Here is a 20194-nt window from a genome sequence, read left to right as displayed (position 1 = left end):
AGCAACATTTGCACCATGCTACTCGACGGAGGCGATCCGACGATGACGACGGCCTCCCCGGCCGTGCGACGAGCCGAGCTCGTCGTCGGCGGCATGACCTGCGCGGCTTGTGCGACGCGGGTCGAACGGAAGCTGAACAAGCTCGAGGGCGTCACCGCGAGCGTCAACTACGCCACCGAACGAGCGGTCGTGCACACCGCTGTCCCGGACGAGATGCTGGTGGCCGAGGTGACGCGCGCCGGCTACCGCGCCGAAGTTCTCGGCCGCGATCGGCCGACCGACGGGCCTGCCGCCGATGTTCGCCGGATCTGGCAGCGGCTGGTGATCGCGTTGCTGCTGGGCGTCCCGGCCGCGGACCTCTCGTTCACCCTCGCGCTGGTGCCCTCACTGCGCTTTCCTGGCTGGCAGTTGGTCGTCCTGGCTCTGGGACTGCCGGTGGTGACCTGGTGTGCCTGGCCGTTCCACGCGAAAGCCGCGGCCGCGCTGAAGCAGCGGACGACTTCCATGGACACCCTCGTGTCGACCGGGATCATCGCCGCCACCCTCTGGTCCGGGTACGCGATGACCCGGCCCGCGCCGTCCGCCGTCCTGGACGGCGGCTGGGGCCTGCTGCTGCGGCCGTCCGGCTCGCTCTACCTCGATGTCGCCGTCGGGGTGACCATCTTCGTGCTCGCCGGGCGGCTCTACGAGGCGAAGGTCAAGCACGCCTCGGGTGATGCGCTACGTGCGCTGGGGGAACTGGGCGTCAAGGACGTCACCATCGTCGGCGCCGACGGCCGGGAAAAGCTCATCCCCGCCGGAGACCTGCGGCCGGGTGACCACTTCGTCGTGCGGCCCGGCGAGACGGTGGCCACCGACGGAGTCGTCGTGTCCGGCTCGTGCGCCGTCGACGGCAGCGCGATGACCGGCGAATCGGTTCCCCGCGAGGCGACGGCGGGCGACCCGGTGCTCGGCGCCACGGTCGCGATCGGCGGGCGGATCGTCGTCCGCGCCACGTCGGTGGGCGAGGACACCCGGCTGGGCCGGCTCACCCGGCTCGTCGAGAACGCGCTGTTCGAGAAGGCGCGGGTGCAGCGGGTCGCCGACCGGATCTCCGCGGTGTTCGTGCCGGTCGTCCTCGCCCTGGCAGCCGGTACTTTTGTGGTCTGGTACGCCGTCGGCGGCGCGGCCGAACCCGCCTTCGGTGCCGGGCTGGCGGTGCTGATCATCGCCTGCCCGTGCGCGCTCGGGCTGGCCACGCCGACCGCGATGCTCGTCGCGTCCGGCCGCGGGGCACAGCTCGGCGTGTTTCTGAAAGGCCACCAGGCGATCGAAGCGGCCCGGGCGGTCGACACCGTGGTACTGGACAAGACCGGCACCGTGACGACCGGCCGGATCGCGGTGACCGGTATCCATCCGCACGGAGTCGAGGCCGACGAGGTGCTGCGCCTCACGGCCGCCGTCGAGCAGGCGTCCGAACACCTCATCGCCACCGCGATCGTCACCGAGGCCGACCGGACGATCGGCGCCGTCCCGATGGTGACCGGCTTCCACGCGCTGGCCGGGCTGGGCGCGCGAGGCGAAGTCGAGGGCCACGACGTCGTGGTCGGCTCGCTGCGGCTGCTCGCCGATTCCGGCGTCACAGTGCCGCCGGAAGTGCGCACCGAGGCAGCCCGCTCCGAGGGAGAGGGATCGGGGGTCGTCGCGGTGGCCCGCGACGGCGTCGCGATCGGCGTCCTGGCCATCGCCGACACCCTCCGGCGCGGCTCGGCCGAGGCAGTGGCCGAACTGCACGCCCTGGGACTGCGCACGATCCTGCTGACCGGGGACCGCGAGCCGACCGCCCGCGCGATCGCCGCCGAGCTCGGGATCGACGAGGTGATCGCCGAGGTCCTGCCGGACGAGAAGGCCGCTGTGATCCAGCGCCTGCGCCGGGAAGGCCGGACGGTCGCCATGGTCGGGGACGGGATCAACGACGCGCCCGCGCTGGCCGGCGCCGATCTCGGGTTCGCCCTCGTCACCGGAACCGACGTCGCGGCGAACGCCGCCGACGTCGTGCTCGTCGGCACCGACCTGCGCGTTCTCGCCCGGGCCGTCCGGTTGGCCCGGGCGACGCTGCGCACGATTCGCGGGAACCTGTGGTGGGCGTTCGGGTACAACGTCGCCGCCATCCCGGTCGCGGCCGCCGGGCTGCTGAACCCGTTGATCTCGGCCGCCGCGATGGCGGCGTCGTCGTTGTTCGTCGTCTCGAACAGCCTCCGCCTGCGCTCCTTCGACGCGGCGCGGGCTCAGACCACCGACACCCAGTAGTCCCAGAACGCCTGCGCGATCAGCCCGGCGATGACCACGTACCACAGCGCCAGCAGGCCGGTGTGGACGCGGCGCAGACCGGTGCCGACCCGGGTGCCGTCGAGGTTGTGCAGCGTGGTGTACCAGAAGATCGCGATGGTCACGATCCACACGATCATGCAGTACGGGCACAGGGCGTGGATACGGTACAGGCTCTGGAACACCAGCCAGTGCACGAACACCACGCCGAACGTGACCCCGAGCTGCAGCCCCGACCACACCCAGCGCGGCGGCCGGTACCCGGTCAGCAGGGCGACGCCCGCCGTCACGACGACGGCGAACGCCGCGATGCCGATGAGCGGGTTCGGGAATCCGAAGGCGGCAGCCTGCGGGCTGTCCATCACCGAGCCGCAGGACACGACCGGGTTGAGCGAGCAGCTCGGGACGTAGTCCGGATTGCGGAGTTTCTCGATCTTCTCGATGGTCAGGGTGATCGCGGCGAACAGGCCGAGTGCGCCACCGATGATGTAGAGCCAGGCCAGGCCACGGGGCGAGCGGACTGCGGCGGTCACAGGTCGAGGTCCTTGTCGAGCAGGGTGCGCAGCTCCTGGCTGATCATCGGGTAGGTGTTGCCGGTCGGCCGGAACTGGGTCCCGTTGACGAACAGGGTCGGGGTGCCGGTGACCCCGGCCTGCTGCCCGTCGGCCTTGCCCTGGTCGATCCGTTGCTGGACCGCCGGTGAGGCCTGGTCGCGGTGGAAGCGGTCGAGGTCGAGGCCGAGTTCCTTCGCGTACGCGTCGAAGCGGTCCTGTGCGCGCTTCTCGTCGCTGCTGACGTTCTGACCGTCCGGCTGGAGAGCCCACGTGCGGTAGTCGCCGTAGAGCTTGTCGTACATCTCCCGGTACTTCCCCTGCAGCGCGGCGGCTTCGGCCGCACGCGCCGCGGGCACGGCGAGCGGGTGCATCGGCAGCGGGAAGTTCCGGGTCACCAGCGTGATCCGGCCAGAGTAGTCGTTCGCGAGCTTGCCGGTGACGTTCTGGTAGTAGGCCTCGCACACCGGGCATTGGTAGTCGATGAACTCGACCACGGTGACCTTTCCGTTCTTCGCCTCGGTCACCGTGTGACTGTCCGGGTGCCGCAGCACGTCCGCGGCGACCGTGTCCTCACCCGTCGCAGGTGAATCCTTGTACTGGAACACCAGCACGCCCCCGATCACCAGCACAGCGACCACCAGCACGGCGATCGTGGTCCACGCGTTCGCGGACAGTCCTTTCTTCACCGTCAACGGGTTTCGCTTGCGCTTCGCCATCGCTCCTCAAGTTCCTTCCGTGGTTCGGTCACTGCCGGGCGAGCGCGGAGAGCACCGCTTGGTGGGTGAGCCATCCGGTCAGCTGGTGGTCGCCATCAAGGACGGGCAAACCGGTGCCGGGCGCGTTCGTCAAGGCGGTCAGGGCGTCGGCGAGCGACGTCTCGCAGGTCACCAGGGGCGGCAGCTCGGCCAGGTCTCCAACGGTGCCGTCGTGGTCGTCACCGAGGGCCTCGGCCACCGCCTGCGCCGTGACGCAACCCTGGTAGCGCCCTTGTTCGTCGGTCACGGGCAAGATGCCGTGCCCGGACACCGCCAAGGCGTGCGCGGCCCGCTCGAGCGGCGTGCCGGCAGGAAGCGGTTCGGGCAGGGGCTCGGCGACGCTTTCGATCATGGTGGCAGCCAGCCGGCGTTCCTGCGGATGCCGGTCGAGGTCGACCCCGCGACGGCGCAGCTTGAGCGTGTAGATCGTGTCCCGCGACAACGTCCGGCTCGTCGCGGTCGCGATCACGATCGCGGTCAGCATCGGCAGGATGATCGTGTACTGGCCGGTCAGCTCGAACAGCACGATCACCGCCGTGATCGGCGCCCGCGCCGCGCCCGCGAAGGCCGCGCCCATCCCGATCAGCCCGTACACCCCCGGCGACGCCGTCAGCGACGGCAGCCACGCGTGCACCACGATCCCGAACGCCGTCCCGCCCATCGCCCCGATGAACAACGACGGCGCGAACACCCCACCCGAACCGCCGATCCCGATCGTCAAGCTCGTCGCGACGATCTTGCCGACCAGCAACAGCAGCAGGAACCCGATGACGTACTTGCCTTCGACGGCGTTCTGCAGCACCGGGTACCCGACCCCGTACATCTGCGGCAACAGCAGCAACAGCCCGCCGAGGAACAGCCCGCCGACGGCCGGGCGCAGCCATTCCGGCCCGCGCCATACCCAATCGCAGAAGTCCTCGATCCGGTACAGCACCCGGGTGAACAAAACCCCGCACGCACCCACCACGACCCCGAGCACCACGAACAGGAGGTACTCCACCGGGTTGCGCAAGGTGAACGGCGGCAGGTCCAGGAACGGCGTGTTCCCGAACGCTGCCCGGCCGACGACGCTCGCGGTCACGCTCGCCAGCACGACCGCGCCGAACGACTCCGCGGCGAAGTCGCGCAGGATCAGCTCCATCGCGAAGAACGGACCGGCCAGCGGCGCGTTGAACGTCGCCGCGATGCCGCCCGCCGCCCCGCAGGCGACCAGCACCCGCAGACGGGACTCAGGCAGCTTCGTGATTCGTCCGAGTGTCGACCCCAGGGCGGAGCCGATCTGCACGATCGGGCCCTCCCGCCCGACCGACCCGCCGGAGCCGATGGTCAGCGCCGAGGCCAGTGCCTTCACCGCGCTCACCTGGGCCGGAATGCGGCCACCCCGCTCGGCGACCGCGTACATCACCTCGGGCACACCGTGCCCGCGGGCCTCTGGCGCGAACTTGTACACCAGCGGCCCGTAGATCAGCCCGGCCACGACCGGCGCGAGCAGCAGGAACCACGGCCCTAGCTCGGGGAACCAGGGGTGCGCGGCCCGCCCTGCGTCCGCGTAGTCGGCCTGCCCGGAGAATAGGTGGGTGAAGGTCGTGATCAGCCAGCGGAAGACGATCGCGCCGAGCCCGGCGCCGGCGCCGATGAGCACGGCCAAGCCGACCAGGCCGCTCCGGCTCTCCCGCAGCCACCTCCCGATCGGCTGCCGGACCGGGACCGGAACGCGCCTGACCGAAATGCTATTACTCGAAGACACTATTGCATTATGCAACACTTGGTTGTGTCACGCGGCAGCGGCGTCCCGCGCCTGCGCTTTCGCGCGCTGCCGATAGGTCAGCAACGCGCTGAGCCCGCCCAGCCCCAGGAGCAGAACCCCCACGACAAGGTCGGTGACGATCACGCGGGCAAGGTCGTACCCCAGCACGAAGGGCGCGACGATCAGCCACAGGCCAAGTACGGCGTTGACCACACTGAACGCCGGATAGTCCCGGGGCACGACCGTCCGGACCAGCGCCAGAGCGGCGACCACCAGCGCCACCAGTACGTCGATGCCGTCAGCGAGGCCGCCCCGCACCTGACTGAAGTGCAGCACGTAGGGCGCGAACCCGAGCCACAGCGCCGCCACGAAGGCCAGCGAGCTGGGCAGGCTGGGCGTCAGCGCGCCTTCGGTGCCCGGACCGATCCAGAAGTGCTGTTCGCCACCACGAGTGACCATGATCCCTCCGGCATTCCTCGTCGTTACCGTTGCACAAGACAACAGTTTACTCCTCTGACGAAGAACTGGCGCGGCGACGGAGCACGACTCTGTACTCCGCCACCGCGTCACGACGCCGCTTCCGCCCAGGCCGAAGCCGTTCAGCACCCTGAAGTCCGCGCCCCCAAACCCATGACGCGTTCCTCGGTCACGACGGCCGCCCCGGCCTGCCGGCGCCGGACTCCACTGTCCCGCACGCGGCGGCCGGCAGACCTGACGATTGCCTTGCAATCCTCAGCCGAGCACGAAATAGCGCAGCCAGAGGTAGGGCGCCGCGATCAGCACCGTCAGCAGCGTGACCTGGGCGCCCTTGCGGGTGAACTCCCAGAACGAGATCGGGCTCCCCGACCGCGCCGCGATCCCCAGCATTACAACATTCGCGCTGGCGCCGATGGCCGTCATGTTGCCGCCGAAGTCCGCACCGAGAGCCAGTGACCACCAAAGCGCCTCCGAGTGCCCCGGGTCCGGAATGTCCTGCGTGAGGGCCAGCACGAGCGGGCTCATCGTGGCCACGTACGGAATGTTGTCGATCACCCCCGACAGCAGGGTGGACACGACGAGGATCAGCATCACGGCAAACAGCGCGTTTCCGCCGGTGGCGTCGGCGGCGAGCTTCGCCAGGTTCCCGATGACACCCGTCTTGACCAGCGCGCCGATCATCACGAACAGCCCGGCGAAGAACAGCAGCGTCTCCCACTCGACCCCGGCGAGGAAGTCCTTCGGCTCGGCCCGCGAAATCAGCACCAGCACCCCGGCACCGAGGAGGGCCACCACCGACGGCTCGATGTGGAACACCGAATGCCCCACAAAGCCGGCGAAGACGGCCAGCAGCACGACGCCGCACTTGACCAGCAACCCGCGGTCCCGGATCGCCTCCCGCTCGTTCAGCCGCATCACGTCGGCCACCCGTGCCGGATCGACGGCGAACGAGCCGCGGAAGAACCAACGCAGCGCCAGCACGAACGCCACCAGCTCGATCACGACGATCGGGGCCATGTTGACCAGGAAGTCGTTGAACGACAGCCCCGCCCGGCTGCCGATGATGATGTTCGGCGGATCTCCGATCAGCGTCGCCGCGCCCCCGATGTTCGACGCCAGCACCTCGGCGATGAGGAACGGCGTCGGCTTGATGTCGAGCCGGTCGCAGACCAGCAGCGTCACCGGCGCGATCAGCAACACCGTCGTGACGTTGTCCAGGAACGCCGACGCGACCGCCGTGATCAGCACCAGCAGCACCATGATCCGCAGCGGCGAGCCCTGGGCGCGCTTGGCCGCCCAGATCGCCAGGAACTCGAACACCCCGGTGCGCCGCAGCACCCCGACGATGATCATCATCCCGAGCAGCAGGAAGATGACATCCCAGTCGATGCCGGTGTCGTGGGAGTAGAACGCGTCCTCGGCGCCGGTCACCCCGAACGCCAGCACCACCCCCGCGCCGGCCAGCGCGGCGACCATCTTCGGGATCTTCTCGGTGGCGATGAAGACGTACGCGACGACGAAGACCGCGACGGCGAGCACGGTGCTCATCACACCGCCCCCGGGATCAGCGCGGCGTGAGCGCCAGCTCGAGCAGCCGCGACGCCGAGATCACGCCGAGCAGGTGCTTGTCCTCCATCACCGCGACCAGCGGGCAGCGCAGGCGGGCCATGATCGCCGCGACCTCCACGATCGTGTCGTCGCCCTGCACCCGCGGCAGCTCCGAGGGTTTTTCGGGCAGCAGCGACCGGACGGTCTTGCCACCGAGCTTGTCCGCGGCCCGGTCGGCCATCGACTCGTCCAGCACCCCGGCCAGCGACGGATCGTCCCGCACGTATCCCGGCACCAGGAACTGCACCACCTGCGACGCCGGCAGGATCGAACACGGGCACCCGGAGGCATCGGTCACGACGATGCCGGGCAGCCGCCGCTCGGCCAGCAGCTTCGCCGCGGCGAGCGCGTCGGAATCGACGTCCACGACCGGGTACTCCTCGGCCATCTCCACAGCGTGCATCAGCCCAGCGTACGACCCTTCGGGCTGGTTCGTGGCGCACTATCCGGTCCTCCTGTCGATTTCTTGACGGCCGGTCGGCAGGTTGTCCGGCGGCTCGAAGCTCAGTGCCTTCGCCACCGGGACGTCGGTCGAGGAATGCAGCACGATCGACAGCGCGATCGTGACGGTGACCAGGTCGAACACCAGCTCGGCGTCCGGGATGCCGGACTGCAGGGCCAGCAGCCCGTATACCACCGACGCGAACCCCTTCGGCCCGAACCACGCGGCCGCGGCGCGTTCGCGGCCGGACATCTTCGTCCGCAGCAGCGACAGCAGCATCGCGGCCGGGCGGACCAGGATGATCGCGAGCACGGCCAGTACCCAGCCACCCACGCTCAGGTGGCCGAGCCGCTCGGGGGTGACCAGCGCACCGAAGACCAGCAGCGCGGCGAACTTCGTGATCTCCGAGAGCAGGCCGCCGAGCGGTTCGAAGTGCTCGGCGGCCATCTTGTCCATCGTGGCCAGCGTCGACCCGGCAGCGAAGGCGGCCAGGTAGGGGTTGGCGTGGGTCAGGTGGCAGGCGGCGTAGAGCATCACCGCGATCGCGAGCGGACCGAGCGCCTGCAGCCGCGGCTCGGCGGTCAGCACCTTCAACCGCCACGCCAAGGTGACCAGGGCCGGGATCGCGATACCCAGGACCAGGCCGAGCACCAGCTCGATGCCGACCGTGCCCAGGTCGGAGTCGGCGTGCGCAGCGGTGGCCAGGAAGATCAGCACGAACGGCAGCGCGAGCCCGTCGTTGAGGCCGGACTCGACGTTGAGCAGCCGCCGCAATCGCAGCGGGACGTCGTCGCGACCGACGATCGCGGCCGCGAACACCGGGTCGGTCGGCGAGAGGATCGCCCCGAGCAGCAACGCCGTCGGCCAGTCCAGACCGACCAGGAAGTGCGCCGGTACCGCGATGCCGACCATCGTCAGCGGCATCCCCAGCCCGAGGGCCCGGCCGGACAGCCGCCAGCCTTCCTTCAAAGCGCGCACGTTCGCGCGCTGCCCGTCGGTGAACAACACCGTGAAGAGCGCGATATCGGCCAACGCGGTGACCAGCGGGTCGTGCGGCGCGATCTTCGCCAGACCGAAGCCGCCCTGACCGATCAGGGCGCCGGCGAGCAGGAAGAGCAAGGCCGTCGACAGCACCGTTCTCGCGGCAACGCCGGAGAGGGACACACTGATGAGCAGGACGACGCCGAACGCCAGTACGAGCGCCATGAAAATTCCGTCCTCGAGTCGCCACCTCCGCCCGCACCGGACGAAGGGCCGACCAGACTTCCCGGCACTCCACGCGTAAAGATGCCGCAAAGACCCGCGTGGGGCAAACCGGGATCCCTCAGCGTGACGCGCGCAACTCCGCTGTGACCTCGGCTTCGGTGAGCCGCCGCGGGCCGACGTAGTACAGCACCGCACCGGCAGGCACCTCGCCGTCCCAGCCGGGATTGACCACGAGCCCGTCGGCCGCGCGAGCGGCCAGGATCGTAGCGCCGAACGCCCGGCCGAGCGCGACCCGGCACCGCTCGGTCCGCAGGGCGCCGAGCGACTCCGGCAGCGCCACGGAGTACGTGCTCGCGCCACCGGCGGTCATCAGCTCGGCGTAGACGTCCGCAATCCCGGGTGAAGTCAGCTCTTCGGTGACCATCCGCGGGGTGTGCCACTGCACGCACTTGATCTTCGGGTCGACGTACCGGACCAGTTCGGCACGTTCCATGTCCCGCAACGCCACCACGACGTGCGCCGAGGGGTTCGCGTGGTCGACGGTGACCGCGACGGCCAGTGCTTCGTTGTCGTCGGCCATGTCCACCAGCACGGTCGCCGCCCGGTGCACGGCCGCCCGCGCCAGCACGTCGGCCGCCGTCGGGTCGCCCCGGACGAAGTCCACCGGTTCCCCGGGCATCGGGTGCACCGGCACCTCCTCGCCCGTGCAGAGGACGAGCCCGGTCACGTCGTCGGCCAGGAGCTGGGCCACGATCCGCTCGGTCCGGCCGGCCGTGTAGCCGATCAGCACCGTGTGCCCGGTCGCGCGCACCGGTTCCGTCCCCTGCATCCGACGTCCTTTCGCTTGCTCCAGCGCGGTGGCGAGCCGGGTGAACACCGTCGTGAGGGTCGCGATCCCACCGATGATGACGTAGCCGCCGACGAAGTGCCCCGCGGTTGTCACAGGCGAGTAGTCGCCGTAGCCGACAGTGGCGGCCGTCACGACGAAGTACCACCAGTAGTTGCCCGGACTCACCAAGTCGCTGCCCGCCGGTTCGGCGAGCGCCATCAGCGGCCAGCTCGTCGCGAACACGACCACGACAACAGTCACCGGCAACAGCCAGCCTCGCGTGAACACCCAGCGAGCGAGCAGCCGAGACAGGAAGAACGTCATCCATCCCCTTCACCGGCACGGTCGTGAATCTCGCCAGCCGAACACATCGACGACCCGGACACAACGGACTTTACCGGACTGTAATCGCTTCAACCTGAGATTGAGTAAATATTGCCATGTGCAATGATGCCGCTGGTCAACGTTGCCCCGTGTTCCGTTCCCTCAAGGAAAGTCGGGAGTCCATTGCCGACAGTCAGAGCCGAGAAGCTGTACAAGGTGTTCGGCAGGCGCGCCCAAGAAGCCGTCCGCCGCCTCGAGAGCGGCACGCCACGCGATGAGCTGGACGGCGCCACCGCCGCCGTCGTTGACGCCTCGTTCGAGGTCCGCGACGGCGAGATCTTCGTCGTGATGGGCCTGTCCGGCTCGGGGAAATCGACGCTGCTGCGGATGCTCAACGGCCTGTTGCCGGCCACCGCGGGACGCGTGCTCGTGGACGGCCAGGACCTCACCGCACTGTCCAAGAGCGACGTCCGGCAGCTGCGCAGCAAGCGGATGAGCATGGTGTTCCAGCACTTCGCTCTCTTCCCGCACCGAACGGTGCTCGAGAACACCGCCTACGGACTGCGTGTGCAAGGCGTGGCTCGCGACGAACGCACCCAGCGCGCCGAAGAGGCGTTGCGGCTCGTGGGCTTGGACGGCTGGGGCGACCGCCTGCCGAAGCAGCTTTCCGGCGGTATGCGCCAGCGCGTCGGCCTTGCCCGCGCACTGGCCGCCGACACCGACATCCTGCTGATGGACGAGGCGTTCAGCGCGCTGGACCCGTTGATCCGCAAGGAAATGCAGGACCAGCTCCTGCAGCTGCAGGCCACGCTCGGCAAGACGATCGTGTTCATCACCCACGACCTGAACGAAGCCATGCGCCTCGGCGACCGGATCGCGATAATGCGCGACGGCCGCATCGTCCAGCTCGGCACGGCCGACGAGATCCTCACCACGCCCGCCGACGAGCACATCGCCCGGTTCGTGCGGGACGTCGACCGGTCCCGCGTGCTCACCGCAGGTTCAGTGATGCGCCCGCCGGGCAAGACGCTGGCGACGTCGTCCGGCCCTCGTGCCTCGATCCACACCATGCGCAAGCTCGAGGTCACCGAGATGTTCGCCGTCGACCCCGACGGCGGCCTCGTCGGTATCGTCACCATGGCCGACGCCGTCGCCGCCGCTGCCCGCGGCGCGAACACCGTCACGACCGCGGTGAGCAACGGCTTTCCCGAAGTCCCGCCCGGCACACCGATCTCCGAACTCTTCTCGGATGCAGCCGCGGGGCGCCCGATCGCGGTGGTCGACGAACGTCGCCGGCTACTCGGCGCCGTGACGGGCAGCTCGGTACTGGAAGCGCTGGCCGGCAAGCCGGAGGTGAGCTCAGGTGCGTGAAACCGCCTGGCAAGTGCCGCGAATTCCGGTCGGCGACGGGTTCCAAGCCGTCGTCGACTGGCTCCAGAACAACATCGGTCCGTTCTTCGACGCGATCGACACCATCATCAAGGGCGTCGTCGAAGGGCTCTCCGACGCCCTGCAAGCGCCACCGGCGCCAGTGCTGATCGTGCTGTTCGCCGCACTCGGCTGGTGGCAAAGAGGCTGGCGCTTCGGCGTGGGGTCGGCGGTCGGCTTCGCCCTCATCGACAGCCTGGACCGCTTCCCGTCCGCCATGGAGACGCTCGCCCAGGTGCTCGTCGCCGGCGTCGTGGCCGTGGCGATCGCCGTGCCGATCGGGATCCTGGCCGCGCGCAACGCGACCGTGAGCCGGGTCGTGCGGCCAGTGCTGGACTTCATGCAGACACTCCCGGCGTTCGTCTACCTGATCCCGGTAATCTTCTTCTTCTCGATCGGCCCGGTCCCCGGCGTCGTCGCGACCGTGGTGTTCGCGTTGCCGCCCGGAGTGCGGCTGACCGAACTGGGCATCCGCCAGGTGGACCCGGAGATGGTCGAGGCCGGCGAGGCGTTCGGTTCGCCACCGCGGAAGATCCTGACCGAGATCCAGCTTCCCTTGGCGCTGCCGACGATCCTGGCCGGGGTCAACCAGATCATCATGCTGTCGCTGTCGATGGTCGTGATCTCCGGCATGGTCGGCGCGCCAGGTCTCGGCGCCGAGGTCTACGCCGCGGTCACCAGCCTGAAACTCGGCTCCGGCTTCGAGGCCGGCCTCGGCGTGGTCGTCCTGGCGATCTACCTCGACCGGCTCAGCAGCGCGCCGCCGGAACGAAAAGACCGCTAGAGAAAGGAAGAAACGTGCGGAAAACTCCGAAGATCCGCCGGATCGCCGCCCTCGGGACCGCGGTGCTGTCGGCGCTGGCGCTCACCGCCTGCGGTGGCCGCGAAGCGCAGTCGGGTAACGACCAGGGCTCGAAGTCGGTCACCATCGGCTACATCAACTGGGACGAGGACGTCGCGCTGACGAACCTCTACCATGCCGTGCTGGAAAGCAAGGGCTACCAGGTCAAGACCCAGCTGCTGGACGTCGGCCCGATCTACGCCGGCCTGGCCAAGGGCGACGTCGACCTGTTCCTCGACGCCTGGCTCCCGGCCACGCACGAGCAGTACTGGAAGCAGTACTCCAGCCAGCTCGAAGACCTCGGCACCTGGTACGACAACGCGACCCTGAACCTCGCGGTGCCCGACTACGTCCAGGGCGTCGACAGCATCGCCGACCTCAAGGCGCACGCCGCCGACTTCGGCGGCAAGATCACCGGCATCGAGGCCAGCGCGGGCGAAACCGGGATCGTCGAGAAGACCACGATCCCCAAGTATGGCCTCGACGGCACGATCACGCTGCAGAACTCGTCGACGACGGCGATGCTCGCCGCGCTCGATTCGTCCATCAAGGACAAGAAGCCGATCGTGGTGACGCTGTGGCACCCGCATTGGGCGTACTCGCGCTACCCGCTCAAGGACCTGAAGGACCCCGAGGGCGCGATGGGCAAGGGCGAGCAGCTGCACGCCATCGGCCGCAAGAGCTTCGGGACCGACTTCCCGGCCCTGGCCAAGGTCGCCAAGGGGCTGAAGCTCACCGACGAGCAGCTCGGCTCGTTGGAGGACCTGATCCAGCAGGCGCCCAAGGGTCAGGAGAAGGCCGCCGCCCAGAAGTGGATCGACCGGAACAAGGCGTTCGTCGACCAGGCCTTCACCGGCCTCTGATACTCGTGCGGCCGCCGCCACGCGCCGGTGGCGGCCGCACGGCTCACCGGCGGGTCCGCTGGTGGAAGGTGAGCATCCAGCCGCCCGGCCGGCGCGCGCGTAGACGCTGCTCACCTGCGCCGAGTACGGCAGCGCCGAGCGCGCCGCCGCGATGCTGTAGCGGACCACTCCGGTGCCCTTGCTGAGCTGGACGCAACGCAGGCCGTGCAACCGGAACTCTTCTCAGACCGGACCGCACAACGCGTCGAGCGCCTCGTCGCGGGTCCGGATCGGCGGCAGGTCGGACAGCAGCACGACTTTCCGCTCATCGAAGACGTTCTCATAGAACTTCCGTGCAGCCGCAGGCGTCGCCATGAGCGCCTGCCAGCCTTGCTGTTCCAGGTCGATCAGCTCTTCGTGCGCCACCGGCCGTCGTCCACCACGGTCCGGCGGTCGCCGGTGCCACTGCCAGCGTTCCGCATCCGTGAACAGTTGCACCTGACGATTACCTTGCGATTCCGCCCGCTCAGCCGCCCTCGCCGGACCGCGTCCGCTGCTGCCGCACCAGCACGACGACCAGGCTGCCCACGGCGATGCCCAGACCGGTCAGATCGACCGGGTTCAGCCCGGCGTGCCCGTCGAGCCAGACGGCCGTCCAGCCGAGGACCGCGGCCAGACGCCAGTACCGGTGGCGTGCCGGGACGAGGACGAGCGCGACCATCGCCAGCGCCGCGGCGAACACGATGGTCACCGAGGCGGCTCGTCGTGTGCGGGCACGGCCGCGGCCCGGTGGTGGTGGGCCTCGGCCCGGCGAAGCGCCGCAACCGACCGCGTCATCGCCGCGTTCCACTCCGGCGACGTAACCGGCATGCCCGCCGCCGTATGCCGTGCTTCGGCGGCGTCCGCCAGCTCCTGGAAAGCCATCGCGTGCTCGGCCGCGACCTTCGCCAGTCCGCGTTCGACGCGGGCCTGGAATTCGCCGCCCGGCTCGGCGGCCGTCACCAGCCTCGCCGCCCGGGCCCGGTGCACGGACGCGGTGCGCCACATCAGCTCGACGACACCCTGCAGCCGCGACACCTCCGCCTCTTCGTCAGCGCGTTCCACGTTTCAGCCCCTCGCTCATCCGCTTCAGGTAGCGCAGCTGCGAACGTGTGTGCTCGCGGTCTCGGGCGACGCCGCCGAGCAAGCGGGCGAAGGCCAGCTCCATGAGCCGCGCGCGCAGCCCCGCTCGGAATTCCGCCCAGACGTGGGCGCGGACCACCGTGCTGTCGTACCCGTACCGCTCGACGCTCCACGTGACGCTCTCGGCGACGTCCACCGGCAGCCCCAGCCAGCGGTAGCGCGCGAACGAACTGCGGTTCAGGACCGGAGCCGGCCGCAAGCAGGAAGACTCGGCCCGCTCATCGGACAGCGCAGGCCGGCCGAGCCACTCTCCTTCGATGGTCCGTAGCGTCTCACGAACCGCCGGCACCGGAGCCGCGATGACAATGGCTTCCACGTAGTCGAACACGGCTACGTCCTGGCTCCGACGACGCTCACCGGGCACGGCGCGTAGTGCAGGACGGTCCGGCTCACCGAGCCGCACAGCACCCGCCGGAGCGGGTTGTGCCGGCTGTCGCCGACCACGAGCAGCGTGGCTTGGCTCGCGCGGTCGAGCAACGCCCGCTCGGGGAAGTCCCGGACCAGCTCGTGCTCGAAGGGAACCTCGGGGTAGGCGGACAGCCAGTCCGCCAGCTCGTTCACCATCGTCTCCGACGGACCGGCGTGCCTGCGGGGCCGGCCGGTCACGGCGTGGACGAGGCGCACCGGGACCGCGTGCCGCTGGGCGAAGTCCAGCGCGAAGGCCAGGGCGGCGGAATTGTCGGCTGCCGGGTCGAGACCGACGACCACGGGGAGGCCCGCGCTCCCTTCGACCGGATCCTTTCCTCTGACGACGACCAGCGGGCGCCCGGACGACCGCGCGAGCGCCGCCGTGGCCGACCCGAAGACCGACCGTCCCAGCGACCCAGGCCCCGGTGGGCCCACCACCACCATTACCGCTCCGGCCCGGGCGGCCACGCGAGCCAGCGCCTGCGTGGGTACGTCTTCGAGCAGGACCGTCCGCACCTCGAGGTCGGGATGAGAGTGGCCGATCTCCCGCACGGCCTCCCCTGTCTGCGCCTCAGCCTCCTCGCGCAGCCGGTCCGTTCCCCCGCTCGGCGGCAAAAGCGCCACCTCGGGGTAGCTCGCCCGCGGCCAGCTCCACCCGACGGCGCGAGCGAGGACGAGCGCGCCGTGCCGGCGATCGGCCTCCGCCGCGGCCCAGAACACCGCGCGCAGCGACTGGGGCGTGCCGTCGTATCCGGAAACGATGACCCCCGGCTCCGTCGTGGTCACCGCTCGCTCCGATCGCGCAGTGCCCGGCCCAGGACGGCCACGCCGATCGCCCAGAGCGTGAGGATCACGGCGCCGGCGGCGACATCGCTCGTGGTCGTCGCCGGCGCCGGAGTCCCGGCGTTGTAGCCGAGGGCGGTCGGTGCCACGATCAGCCAGGCCCCGGCGAGCGGGAGCACCGGCCGCCAGACGTGCGCGGCCGCCGGCGCCACCAGCTGTGCGGCGCCGCACAGCAGCACGATCGTGCCGACGAGCACATCGTTCCAGTAGCCGTTGAAGCCACCGCCGCTCAGCTGTTGGTCCAGCTGGAACGGGGACAGCGCCAGCCACAACCCGGTCAGGAAGGTCAGGGCGTTCACGGTGGCCAGCGCCAGGCTGTGCGCGGCCACGCTCGTCCGGGACAGGGTCCGGGTCCTCATGGGTCCTCGGCTCCTTTCGTCGCGCGTGCGGCTCCACCCTCTCGCGGGAGGACGTCGCTGCACCTGACGATCAGCTTGCGATCCGCCTCAGCCGCGTTCGAGCACCGCCTTCAGGAAGGTCCTCGTACGCTCCTGGGTGGGTGCGGTGAACAGCTTTTCCGGCGGGGCGTCTTCGAGGATCCGGCCGTGGTCGAACATGAGGACCCGGTCGGAGACGTGCCGGGCGAACTCCATCTCGTGCGTCACGCACAGGATCGTGATGTCGGTGCTCGCGGCGATCTCCTTGAGCACCGCCAGGACTTCGGCGACCAGCTCGGGGTCCAGCGCCGAGGTGACCTCGTCGAGCAGCAGCACCTGCGGCCGCATCGCGAGAGCGCGCGCGATCGCCACGCGCTGCTGCTGGCCGCCCGACAACCGCGCCGGGTGGGCGTCCATCTTGTCGGCGAGACCCACCAGCTGCAGCAGCTGCGCCGCGCGCGCGTCGGCCTCCTCTTTGGACAGACCTAGTACCCGCAGCGGCGCCTCGACGATGTTCTGCCGGACGTTCATGTTCGGGAAGAGGTTGAAGTGCTGGAAGACCATGCCGATGCGCTTGCGCGCCGCCCGGAGATGACGCTCGTCGGCTGGAACGAGGCCGCCGTCCTTCAGCCGATGGCTCAGGCACTGCCCGCCGACGTGGATGGTGCCGCCGTCCACGCGTTCCAGGGTCATCAGCAGCCGCAGGATGGTGGTCTTGCCCGATCCGCTCGGCCCGATCAGCGAGACGAACTCGCCGCGGCCGACGCGGAAGCTCAACTCGTCGAGCACGACGTGGTCGCCGAACCGCTTGACCACGTGGTCGAACCGGATCATCTCAGAGGTGTCCGACACGACGCTCCACCTTCCGCACGAGGATCGACGCGGGCAGGCTCACCAGGAGGAACAACACTCCGGCGAGCGTGTAGGGCTCGATGACGCGGAAGGTCTCGGCGCCGACTTCCTTGGCCCGGTTGAGCACGTCGAGCACGCCGATGGCGAGCAACAGCGGAACCTCCTTGAACATCGAGATCGTGTAGTTGCCCAGCGCGGGCAGGACCCGCGGGATCGCCTGCGGCAGCACCACGCCCGTCCAGACCCGCCGCCGAGGCAGGTTCAGCGCCACCGCCGCCTCCCACTGACCGGCCGGGACCGCTTCGATCCCGGCGCGGTAGACGTCGGCGGTGTAGCAGGCGTAGTGCACACCCAGGGCGATCACACCGGTCACGAACCCGGACAGCTTCAGCCCGATGGCCGGCTCGATCAGGTAGTAGAGCGCGAACACCTGGATGAGCAGCGGCGTGCTCCGGATGAACTCGACCACGCCCGCCACGACCGGGCTCAGCACCGGGACGCGAGCCCGGCGCAGCAGGGCGAACACGATGCCCAGCGCGTAGGCGAGCACCGAACCGAGCAAGGTCAATTCGACGGTGGTGAGCAAACCGTCCAGCAGCAGCGGCACCGACGCGGCCGCGCTGTCCCAGTCCCAGTCCACGTCACACCCCCGCGGTCCGGCGCCCGAGCCGACGCGCCCCGGCGCGCTCGAGCACCCGCATGCCGTACTTGATCAGCAACGCCAGCACGAGGTACAGCACCAGCTCGGTGCCGTAGATCCAGACGATGTCCTGCCCGAAGACCGGCCGGAGCAGCTCACCGTGTTCGGCGATGTCGCCGGCCGAGATGAACGACAGCAGCGCGGTGCTCTTCAGCAGCTGGATGAACAGGTTCGTGAACGGCGGCAGCATCTCGACCACGGCTTGCGGCAGCAGGACCCGCCACATCCGCTGTGACGGGGACAGGTTCAGCGCGATCGCCCCCTCGTACTGGGCCCGGGGGATGGAGTTCACGGCGCCGCGGACGATCTCCGCGCCGTAGGCGCCGTGGTTCAGGCCCAGCACGAGGATGCCGGCGAACAGCGGGACGAGTTTGAAGCCCACCAGGGCCGGCAGCACGAAGTAGAGCCAGAACAGCTGGACCACTTCGGAGGTGCCCCGGAAGACTTCGACGTAGACCCGGCTGACCGCCCGGACCACCCGCGAACGCGAGACCAGCGCCAGCCCCGCGGCGAACGCCAGCACGACCGTCAGGGCGATCCCGCCGGCCGCGGCGGACACCGTCGTCGTCAGGCCCTGCAGGATCGACGACAGGATCGTGCCGAAGGAGTCAGGCAAGGCGATCTCGCATCACGCGGTGCACAGCTTCTCGGTCGTGACGTCCGGCTTCGGCAGGTTGCTCTCGTCGAACCCGAACGGCGACGCGATCTTCACCCACTCGCCGCTGTCGTGCAGCTTCTTCAGCTCCGCGTCGAACGCCGTGCGCAGCGTGTCGTCCTCCTTCCGGAAGACGAAACCACCGGCCGAGATCACGGGCTTCCCGTCCGCCATCGGGACGAATCCGGGCGTCACCTCGACCGCGGCGGCCGGGTTCTGCTTGACCAGCCACTTGAGCGAGATGTCGGTGAGTGCGGCGGCGTAGACGCGGCCGTCGGCGACCGCGCGCAGCATGTTGTCCTGCGTGTCGAGCGTCTGGATCTGGTCCTCGGCCACGCCGGCGCCGGTGAGGTAGCCCTTCTCGACCGCGGCCGAGAGCACCGCCACCTTGACCTTCTTCGCGGCCACGTCTTCGAGCTTCAGCACGCCCTGCGGATTCCCCTTCGGCACCAGCAAGGCCGTGAGCGCCGAATAGTCGGGCGCCGAGAAGTCCGCGGCTTGGCAGCGCTTCCCGGTGATGTTCATGCCCGCGGCGACGACGTCGAACTGCTTCGCAGTGAGCGCGGGGATGAGCTGGTCGAACGGGACCACGCTGGCCTGGACGCCGTCGATGCCCAGCGCCTTGAACACCGCGCGGGCCACTTCCGGCGCTTCGCCGGTCGTCTTCCCCGAGCTGTCGGCGAATCCGTACGGCGCTTCGTTCGCGATGCCGATCCTGATCGTCTTGGCGTCCTTGGCCGCTTGCAAGGCATCCTTGCCATCGCCGGCACCACCGGTGCTCTCGCACGCCGACAGCGCCCCGGCCCCACCGAGCACGACCGCCGTGGTGAGCGCCGTCCGCCGCAGCATGTCGCGGCGAGTCCATCCTCCGTGCGTCATTCGCACCCCTTCACGATCCGAGTGGCCACGAACCTAGGCGCGAATTTCTTCTGCCACAAAGAAAACGGCGAATGCTGTTACTCGAACGTGACTAGTACTTGCCGAACAACCTTTCAGTGTCACCGAAATCCGCACCATCCCACCTGACGATCACCTTACGATTCGCGGCCCTGATCGTAAGAGGACCGTCAGGTCAAGCTGCGCATCCGGCGTCACGGACCGGGTACTCCTCCTTCGTAAGCCCCGAACGACCGACCTAGGGAGAGAACCCTTGCCTCGCCCGAATAGTTCACGCCTATTGCCCCTCGTCGCCACATCAGCCGGTATTCTGGGACTGGTCGGCTGCGGCAGCAGCGAGCCCGCCGCGACCGCTCCGAGCACATCCGCGCCGTCGTCGACCGCATCACCGACGTACACCGTCACCGCGAGTACGACGGAATCAACTTCGCCGCCACCATCGACGCCCGCGGTACCCAGCGGAAACAACCTTTGCGGCGCAGGCGACGTCGAGTTGGCTCTCGGCAAGGGGGACGCCGCGGCGGGATCGCTCTACCGTCCCCTGCTGATCACCAACGCGAAGGCGCAACCGTGCACCGTGCAGGGATTCCCCGGAGTGTCCTATGTGGCCGGTGACGACGGTCACCAGGTAGGTGAAGCCGCTTACCGCATCGGAACGAAGGGAGATCCGGTCCGGCTGAAGCCAGGACAGACCGCGGCTGCGGTCATCCAGTTCGTGAACGTCCACAACTACCCGGACGACATCTGCCGGCCGACACCGGTACGCGGCCTGCGCATCTACCTGCCACAGGAAACCGACTCGAACTTCGTGCCCATGCCGGGAACGGGCTGCGCGAACGACGATCTCCCCGGCAACCAGCTCTCCGTCAAGACCGTGCACCCGGCCTGACCGCCGTACTTCGAAAGGATTCGCTGAGTCA

23 protein-coding genes are annotated in these 20194 nt (G+C 69.3%); 5 read left to right on the top strand and 18 right to left on the bottom strand.

Translation table 11 applies throughout. From position 1 onward, the window contains the following. Positions 1 to 15: 15 nt before the first annotated feature. On the top strand, positions 16 to 2289 hold the full coding sequence (locus EIY87_RS28165) for a heavy metal translocating P-type ATPase (RefSeq protein ID WP_225440073.1): 2274 nt from the start codon (positions 16 to 18) through the stop codon (positions 2287 to 2289). Here the strand turns inward: EIY87_RS28165 and EIY87_RS28160 are convergent. From EIY87_RS28160 to EIY87_RS28125, 8 genes are all read right to left on the bottom strand, one after another. Beyond that, complete coding sequence (locus EIY87_RS28160; RefSeq protein WP_125312870.1) at positions 2268 to 2840, bottom strand: vitamin K epoxide reductase family protein; 573 nt, start codon at positions 2838 to 2840, stop codon at positions 2268 to 2270. The two genes, EIY87_RS28165 and EIY87_RS28160, sit on opposite strands and share 22 nt — an antisense overlap. After that, the gene (locus tag EIY87_RS28155) at positions 2837 to 3577 is read right to left on the bottom strand and encodes a DsbA family protein (protein WP_125312869.1); all 741 of its coding nucleotides are present in this window, start codon (positions 3575 to 3577) and stop codon (positions 2837 to 2839) included. Before EIY87_RS28155 ends, EIY87_RS28160 begins: the two co-directional genes overlap by 4 nt. A 28-nt stretch (positions 3578 to 3605) precedes the next feature. Then, positions 3606 to 5345 (bottom strand): chloride channel protein, encoded by a 1740-nt coding sequence (locus EIY87_RS28150; RefSeq protein WP_125313568.1) that lies wholly within the window; start codon positions 5343 to 5345, stop codon positions 3606 to 3608. 45 nt (positions 5346 to 5390) lie between these two features. Continuing rightward, positions 5391 to 5822, bottom strand: coding sequence for an SPW repeat domain-containing protein (locus tag EIY87_RS28145; RefSeq protein ID WP_125312868.1), 432 nt, complete (start codon positions 5820 to 5822; stop codon positions 5391 to 5393). A gap of 273 nt (positions 5823 to 6095) precedes the next feature. Further along, the gene (locus tag EIY87_RS28140) at positions 6096 to 7388 is read right to left on the bottom strand and encodes an ArsB/NhaD family transporter (protein WP_125312867.1); all 1293 of its coding nucleotides are present in this window, start codon (positions 7386 to 7388) and stop codon (positions 6096 to 6098) included. A gap of 16 nt (positions 7389 to 7404) precedes the next feature. Beyond that, positions 7405 to 7851, bottom strand: a complete 447-nt coding sequence (locus tag EIY87_RS28135; RefSeq protein WP_125312866.1) for a CBS domain-containing protein — start codon at positions 7849 to 7851, stop codon at positions 7405 to 7407. Between the two features lie 39 nt (positions 7852 to 7890). Then, entirely contained in the window at positions 7891 to 9096 is a 1206-nt protein-coding gene (locus EIY87_RS28130; RefSeq protein ID WP_125312865.1) for a cation:proton antiporter, read from the bottom strand. A 118-nt stretch (positions 9097 to 9214) separates the two neighbouring features. Continuing rightward, positions 9215 to 10249 (bottom strand): ion channel, encoded by a 1035-nt coding sequence (locus tag EIY87_RS28125; RefSeq protein ID WP_125312864.1) that lies wholly within the window; start codon positions 10247 to 10249, stop codon positions 9215 to 9217. A gap of 126 nt (positions 10250 to 10375) precedes the next feature. Between EIY87_RS28125 and EIY87_RS28120 the strand changes: the two genes are divergently transcribed. From EIY87_RS28120 to EIY87_RS28110, 3 genes are read left to right on the top strand one after another with little or no spacing between them, the layout of a single operon-like run. Next, positions 10376 to 11620: a quaternary amine ABC transporter ATP-binding protein gene (locus EIY87_RS28120; RefSeq protein ID WP_191984331.1), complete on the top strand. Its 1245-nt coding sequence runs from the start codon at positions 10376 to 10378 to the stop codon at positions 11618 to 11620. Continuing rightward, entirely contained in the window at positions 11613 to 12461 is an 849-nt protein-coding gene (locus EIY87_RS28115; RefSeq protein ID WP_125312863.1) for an ABC transporter permease, read from the top strand. The genes EIY87_RS28120 and EIY87_RS28115 overlap by 8 nt, the downstream gene beginning before the upstream one ends. Before the next feature lie 14 nt (positions 12462 to 12475). Next, positions 12476 to 13381 carry a glycine betaine ABC transporter substrate-binding protein gene (locus EIY87_RS28110; RefSeq protein WP_125312862.1) on the top strand — a complete coding sequence of 302 codons (906 nt, stop codon included), beginning with the start codon at positions 12476 to 12478 and terminating at the stop codon, positions 13379 to 13381. Positions 13382 to 13603: 222 nt separating this feature from the next. On the opposite strand, the gene EIY87_RS28105 is transcribed toward EIY87_RS28110, so the two are convergent. The 10 genes from EIY87_RS28105 to ehuB form a co-directional block, all read right to left on the bottom strand. Then, positions 13604 to 13858, bottom strand: coding sequence for a hypothetical protein (locus tag EIY87_RS28105; RefSeq protein WP_125312861.1), 255 nt, complete (start codon positions 13856 to 13858; stop codon positions 13604 to 13606). Between the two features lie 28 nt (positions 13859 to 13886). Next, positions 13887 to 14111, bottom strand: coding sequence for a hypothetical protein (locus EIY87_RS28100; RefSeq protein WP_125312860.1), 225 nt, complete (start codon positions 14109 to 14111; stop codon positions 13887 to 13889). Beyond that, positions 14108 to 14464 carry a hypothetical protein gene (locus tag EIY87_RS48970; RefSeq protein ID WP_125312859.1) on the bottom strand — a complete coding sequence of 119 codons (357 nt, stop codon included), beginning with the start codon at positions 14462 to 14464 and terminating at the stop codon, positions 14108 to 14110. The genes EIY87_RS28100 and EIY87_RS48970 overlap by 4 nt, the downstream gene beginning before the upstream one ends. Further along, positions 14451 to 14870, bottom strand: coding sequence for a hypothetical protein (locus tag EIY87_RS28090; RefSeq protein ID WP_125312858.1), 420 nt, complete (start codon positions 14868 to 14870; stop codon positions 14451 to 14453). The genes EIY87_RS48970 and EIY87_RS28090 overlap by 14 nt, the downstream gene beginning before the upstream one ends. 2 nt (positions 14871 to 14872) lie before the next feature. After that, on the bottom strand, positions 14873 to 15736 hold the full coding sequence (locus tag EIY87_RS28085) for a universal stress protein (RefSeq protein WP_158641368.1): 864 nt from the start codon (positions 15734 to 15736) through the stop codon (positions 14873 to 14875). Further along, positions 15733 to 16152 carry an SPW repeat domain-containing protein gene (locus tag EIY87_RS47755; protein WP_158641367.1) on the bottom strand — a complete coding sequence of 140 codons (420 nt, stop codon included), beginning with the start codon at positions 16150 to 16152 and terminating at the stop codon, positions 15733 to 15735. The genes EIY87_RS28085 and EIY87_RS47755 overlap by 4 nt, the downstream gene beginning before the upstream one ends. Positions 16153 to 16239: 87 nt before the next feature. Beyond that, positions 16240 to 17004 (bottom strand): ectoine/hydroxyectoine ABC transporter ATP-binding protein EhuA, encoded by a 765-nt coding sequence (ehuA, locus tag EIY87_RS28080; protein WP_125313566.1) that lies wholly within the window; start codon positions 17002 to 17004, stop codon positions 16240 to 16242. 1 nt (position 17005) lies between these two features. Then, positions 17006 to 17662, bottom strand: a complete 657-nt coding sequence (gene ehuD, locus EIY87_RS28075) for an ectoine/hydroxyectoine ABC transporter permease subunit EhuD (RefSeq protein ID WP_125312856.1) — start codon at positions 17660 to 17662, stop codon at positions 17006 to 17008. A 1-nt stretch (position 17663) separates the two neighbouring features. Beyond that, on the bottom strand, positions 17664 to 18338 hold the full coding sequence (gene ehuC, locus EIY87_RS28070; RefSeq protein ID WP_125312855.1) for an ectoine/hydroxyectoine ABC transporter permease subunit EhuC: 675 nt from the start codon (positions 18336 to 18338) through the stop codon (positions 17664 to 17666). A gap of 12 nt (positions 18339 to 18350) precedes the next feature. After that, entirely contained in the window at positions 18351 to 19256 is a 906-nt protein-coding gene (ehuB, locus tag EIY87_RS28065; protein WP_125312854.1) for an ectoine/hydroxyectoine ABC transporter substrate-binding protein EhuB, read from the bottom strand. Between the two features lie 298 nt (positions 19257 to 19554). Between ehuB and EIY87_RS28060 the strand changes: the two genes are divergently transcribed. Continuing rightward, positions 19555 to 20163, top strand: a complete 609-nt coding sequence (locus tag EIY87_RS28060) for a DUF4232 domain-containing protein (RefSeq protein WP_225440071.1) — start codon at positions 19555 to 19557, stop codon at positions 20161 to 20163. Positions 20164 to 20194: the final 31 nt, after the last annotated feature.

The sequence above is a fragment of the Amycolatopsis eburnea genome (assembly GCF_003937945.1).
GTDB lineage: Bacteria > Actinomycetota > Actinomycetes > Mycobacteriales > Pseudonocardiaceae > Amycolatopsis > Amycolatopsis eburnea.
The sequence above is the reverse complement of the archived record's forward strand: the minus strand, read 5'-3'. Positions and strand labels throughout refer to the sequence as shown.

Bases quoted from the DNA above. Each gene is read 5' to 3' on its own strand.
- EIY87_RS28140 (WP_125312867.1), bottom strand. From the start codon at position 7,388: ATGAGCACCGTGCTCGCCGTCGCGGTCTTCGTCGTCGCGTACGTCTTC.
- EIY87_RS28145 (WP_125312868.1), bottom strand. From the start codon at position 5,822: ATGGTCACTCGTGGTGGCGAACAGCACTTCTGGATCGGTCCGGGCACC.
- EIY87_RS28120 (WP_191984331.1), top strand. From the start codon at position 10,376: ATGCCGCTGGTCAACGTTGCCCCGTGTTCCGTTCCCTCAAGGAAAGTC.
- EIY87_RS28125 (WP_125312864.1), bottom strand. From the start codon at position 10,249: ATGACGTTCTTCCTGTCTCGGCTGCTCGCTCGCTGGGTGTTCACGCGA.
- EIY87_RS28155 (WP_125312869.1), bottom strand. From the start codon at position 3,577: ATGGCGAAGCGCAAGCGAAACCCGTTGACGGTGAAGAAAGGACTGTCC.
- EIY87_RS47755 (WP_158641367.1), bottom strand. From the start codon at position 16,152: ATGAGGACCCGGACCCTGTCCCGGACGAGCGTGGCCGCGCACAGCCTG.
- EIY87_RS28130 (WP_125312865.1), bottom strand. From the start codon at position 9,096: ATGGCGCTCGTACTGGCGTTCGGCGTCGTCCTGCTCATCAGTGTGTCC.
- EIY87_RS28135 (WP_125312866.1), bottom strand. From the start codon at position 7,851: ATGCACGCTGTGGAGATGGCCGAGGAGTACCCGGTCGTGGACGTCGAT.
- EIY87_RS28165 (WP_225440073.1), top strand. From the start codon at position 16: ATGCTACTCGACGGAGGCGATCCGACGATGACGACGGCCTCCCCGGCC.
- ehuA (WP_125313566.1), bottom strand. From the start codon at position 17,004: ATGATCCGGTTCGACCACGTGGTCAAGCGGTTCGGCGACCACGTCGTG.
- ehuB (WP_125312854.1), bottom strand. From the start codon at position 19,256: ATGACGCACGGAGGATGGACTCGCCGCGACATGCTGCGGCGGACGGCG.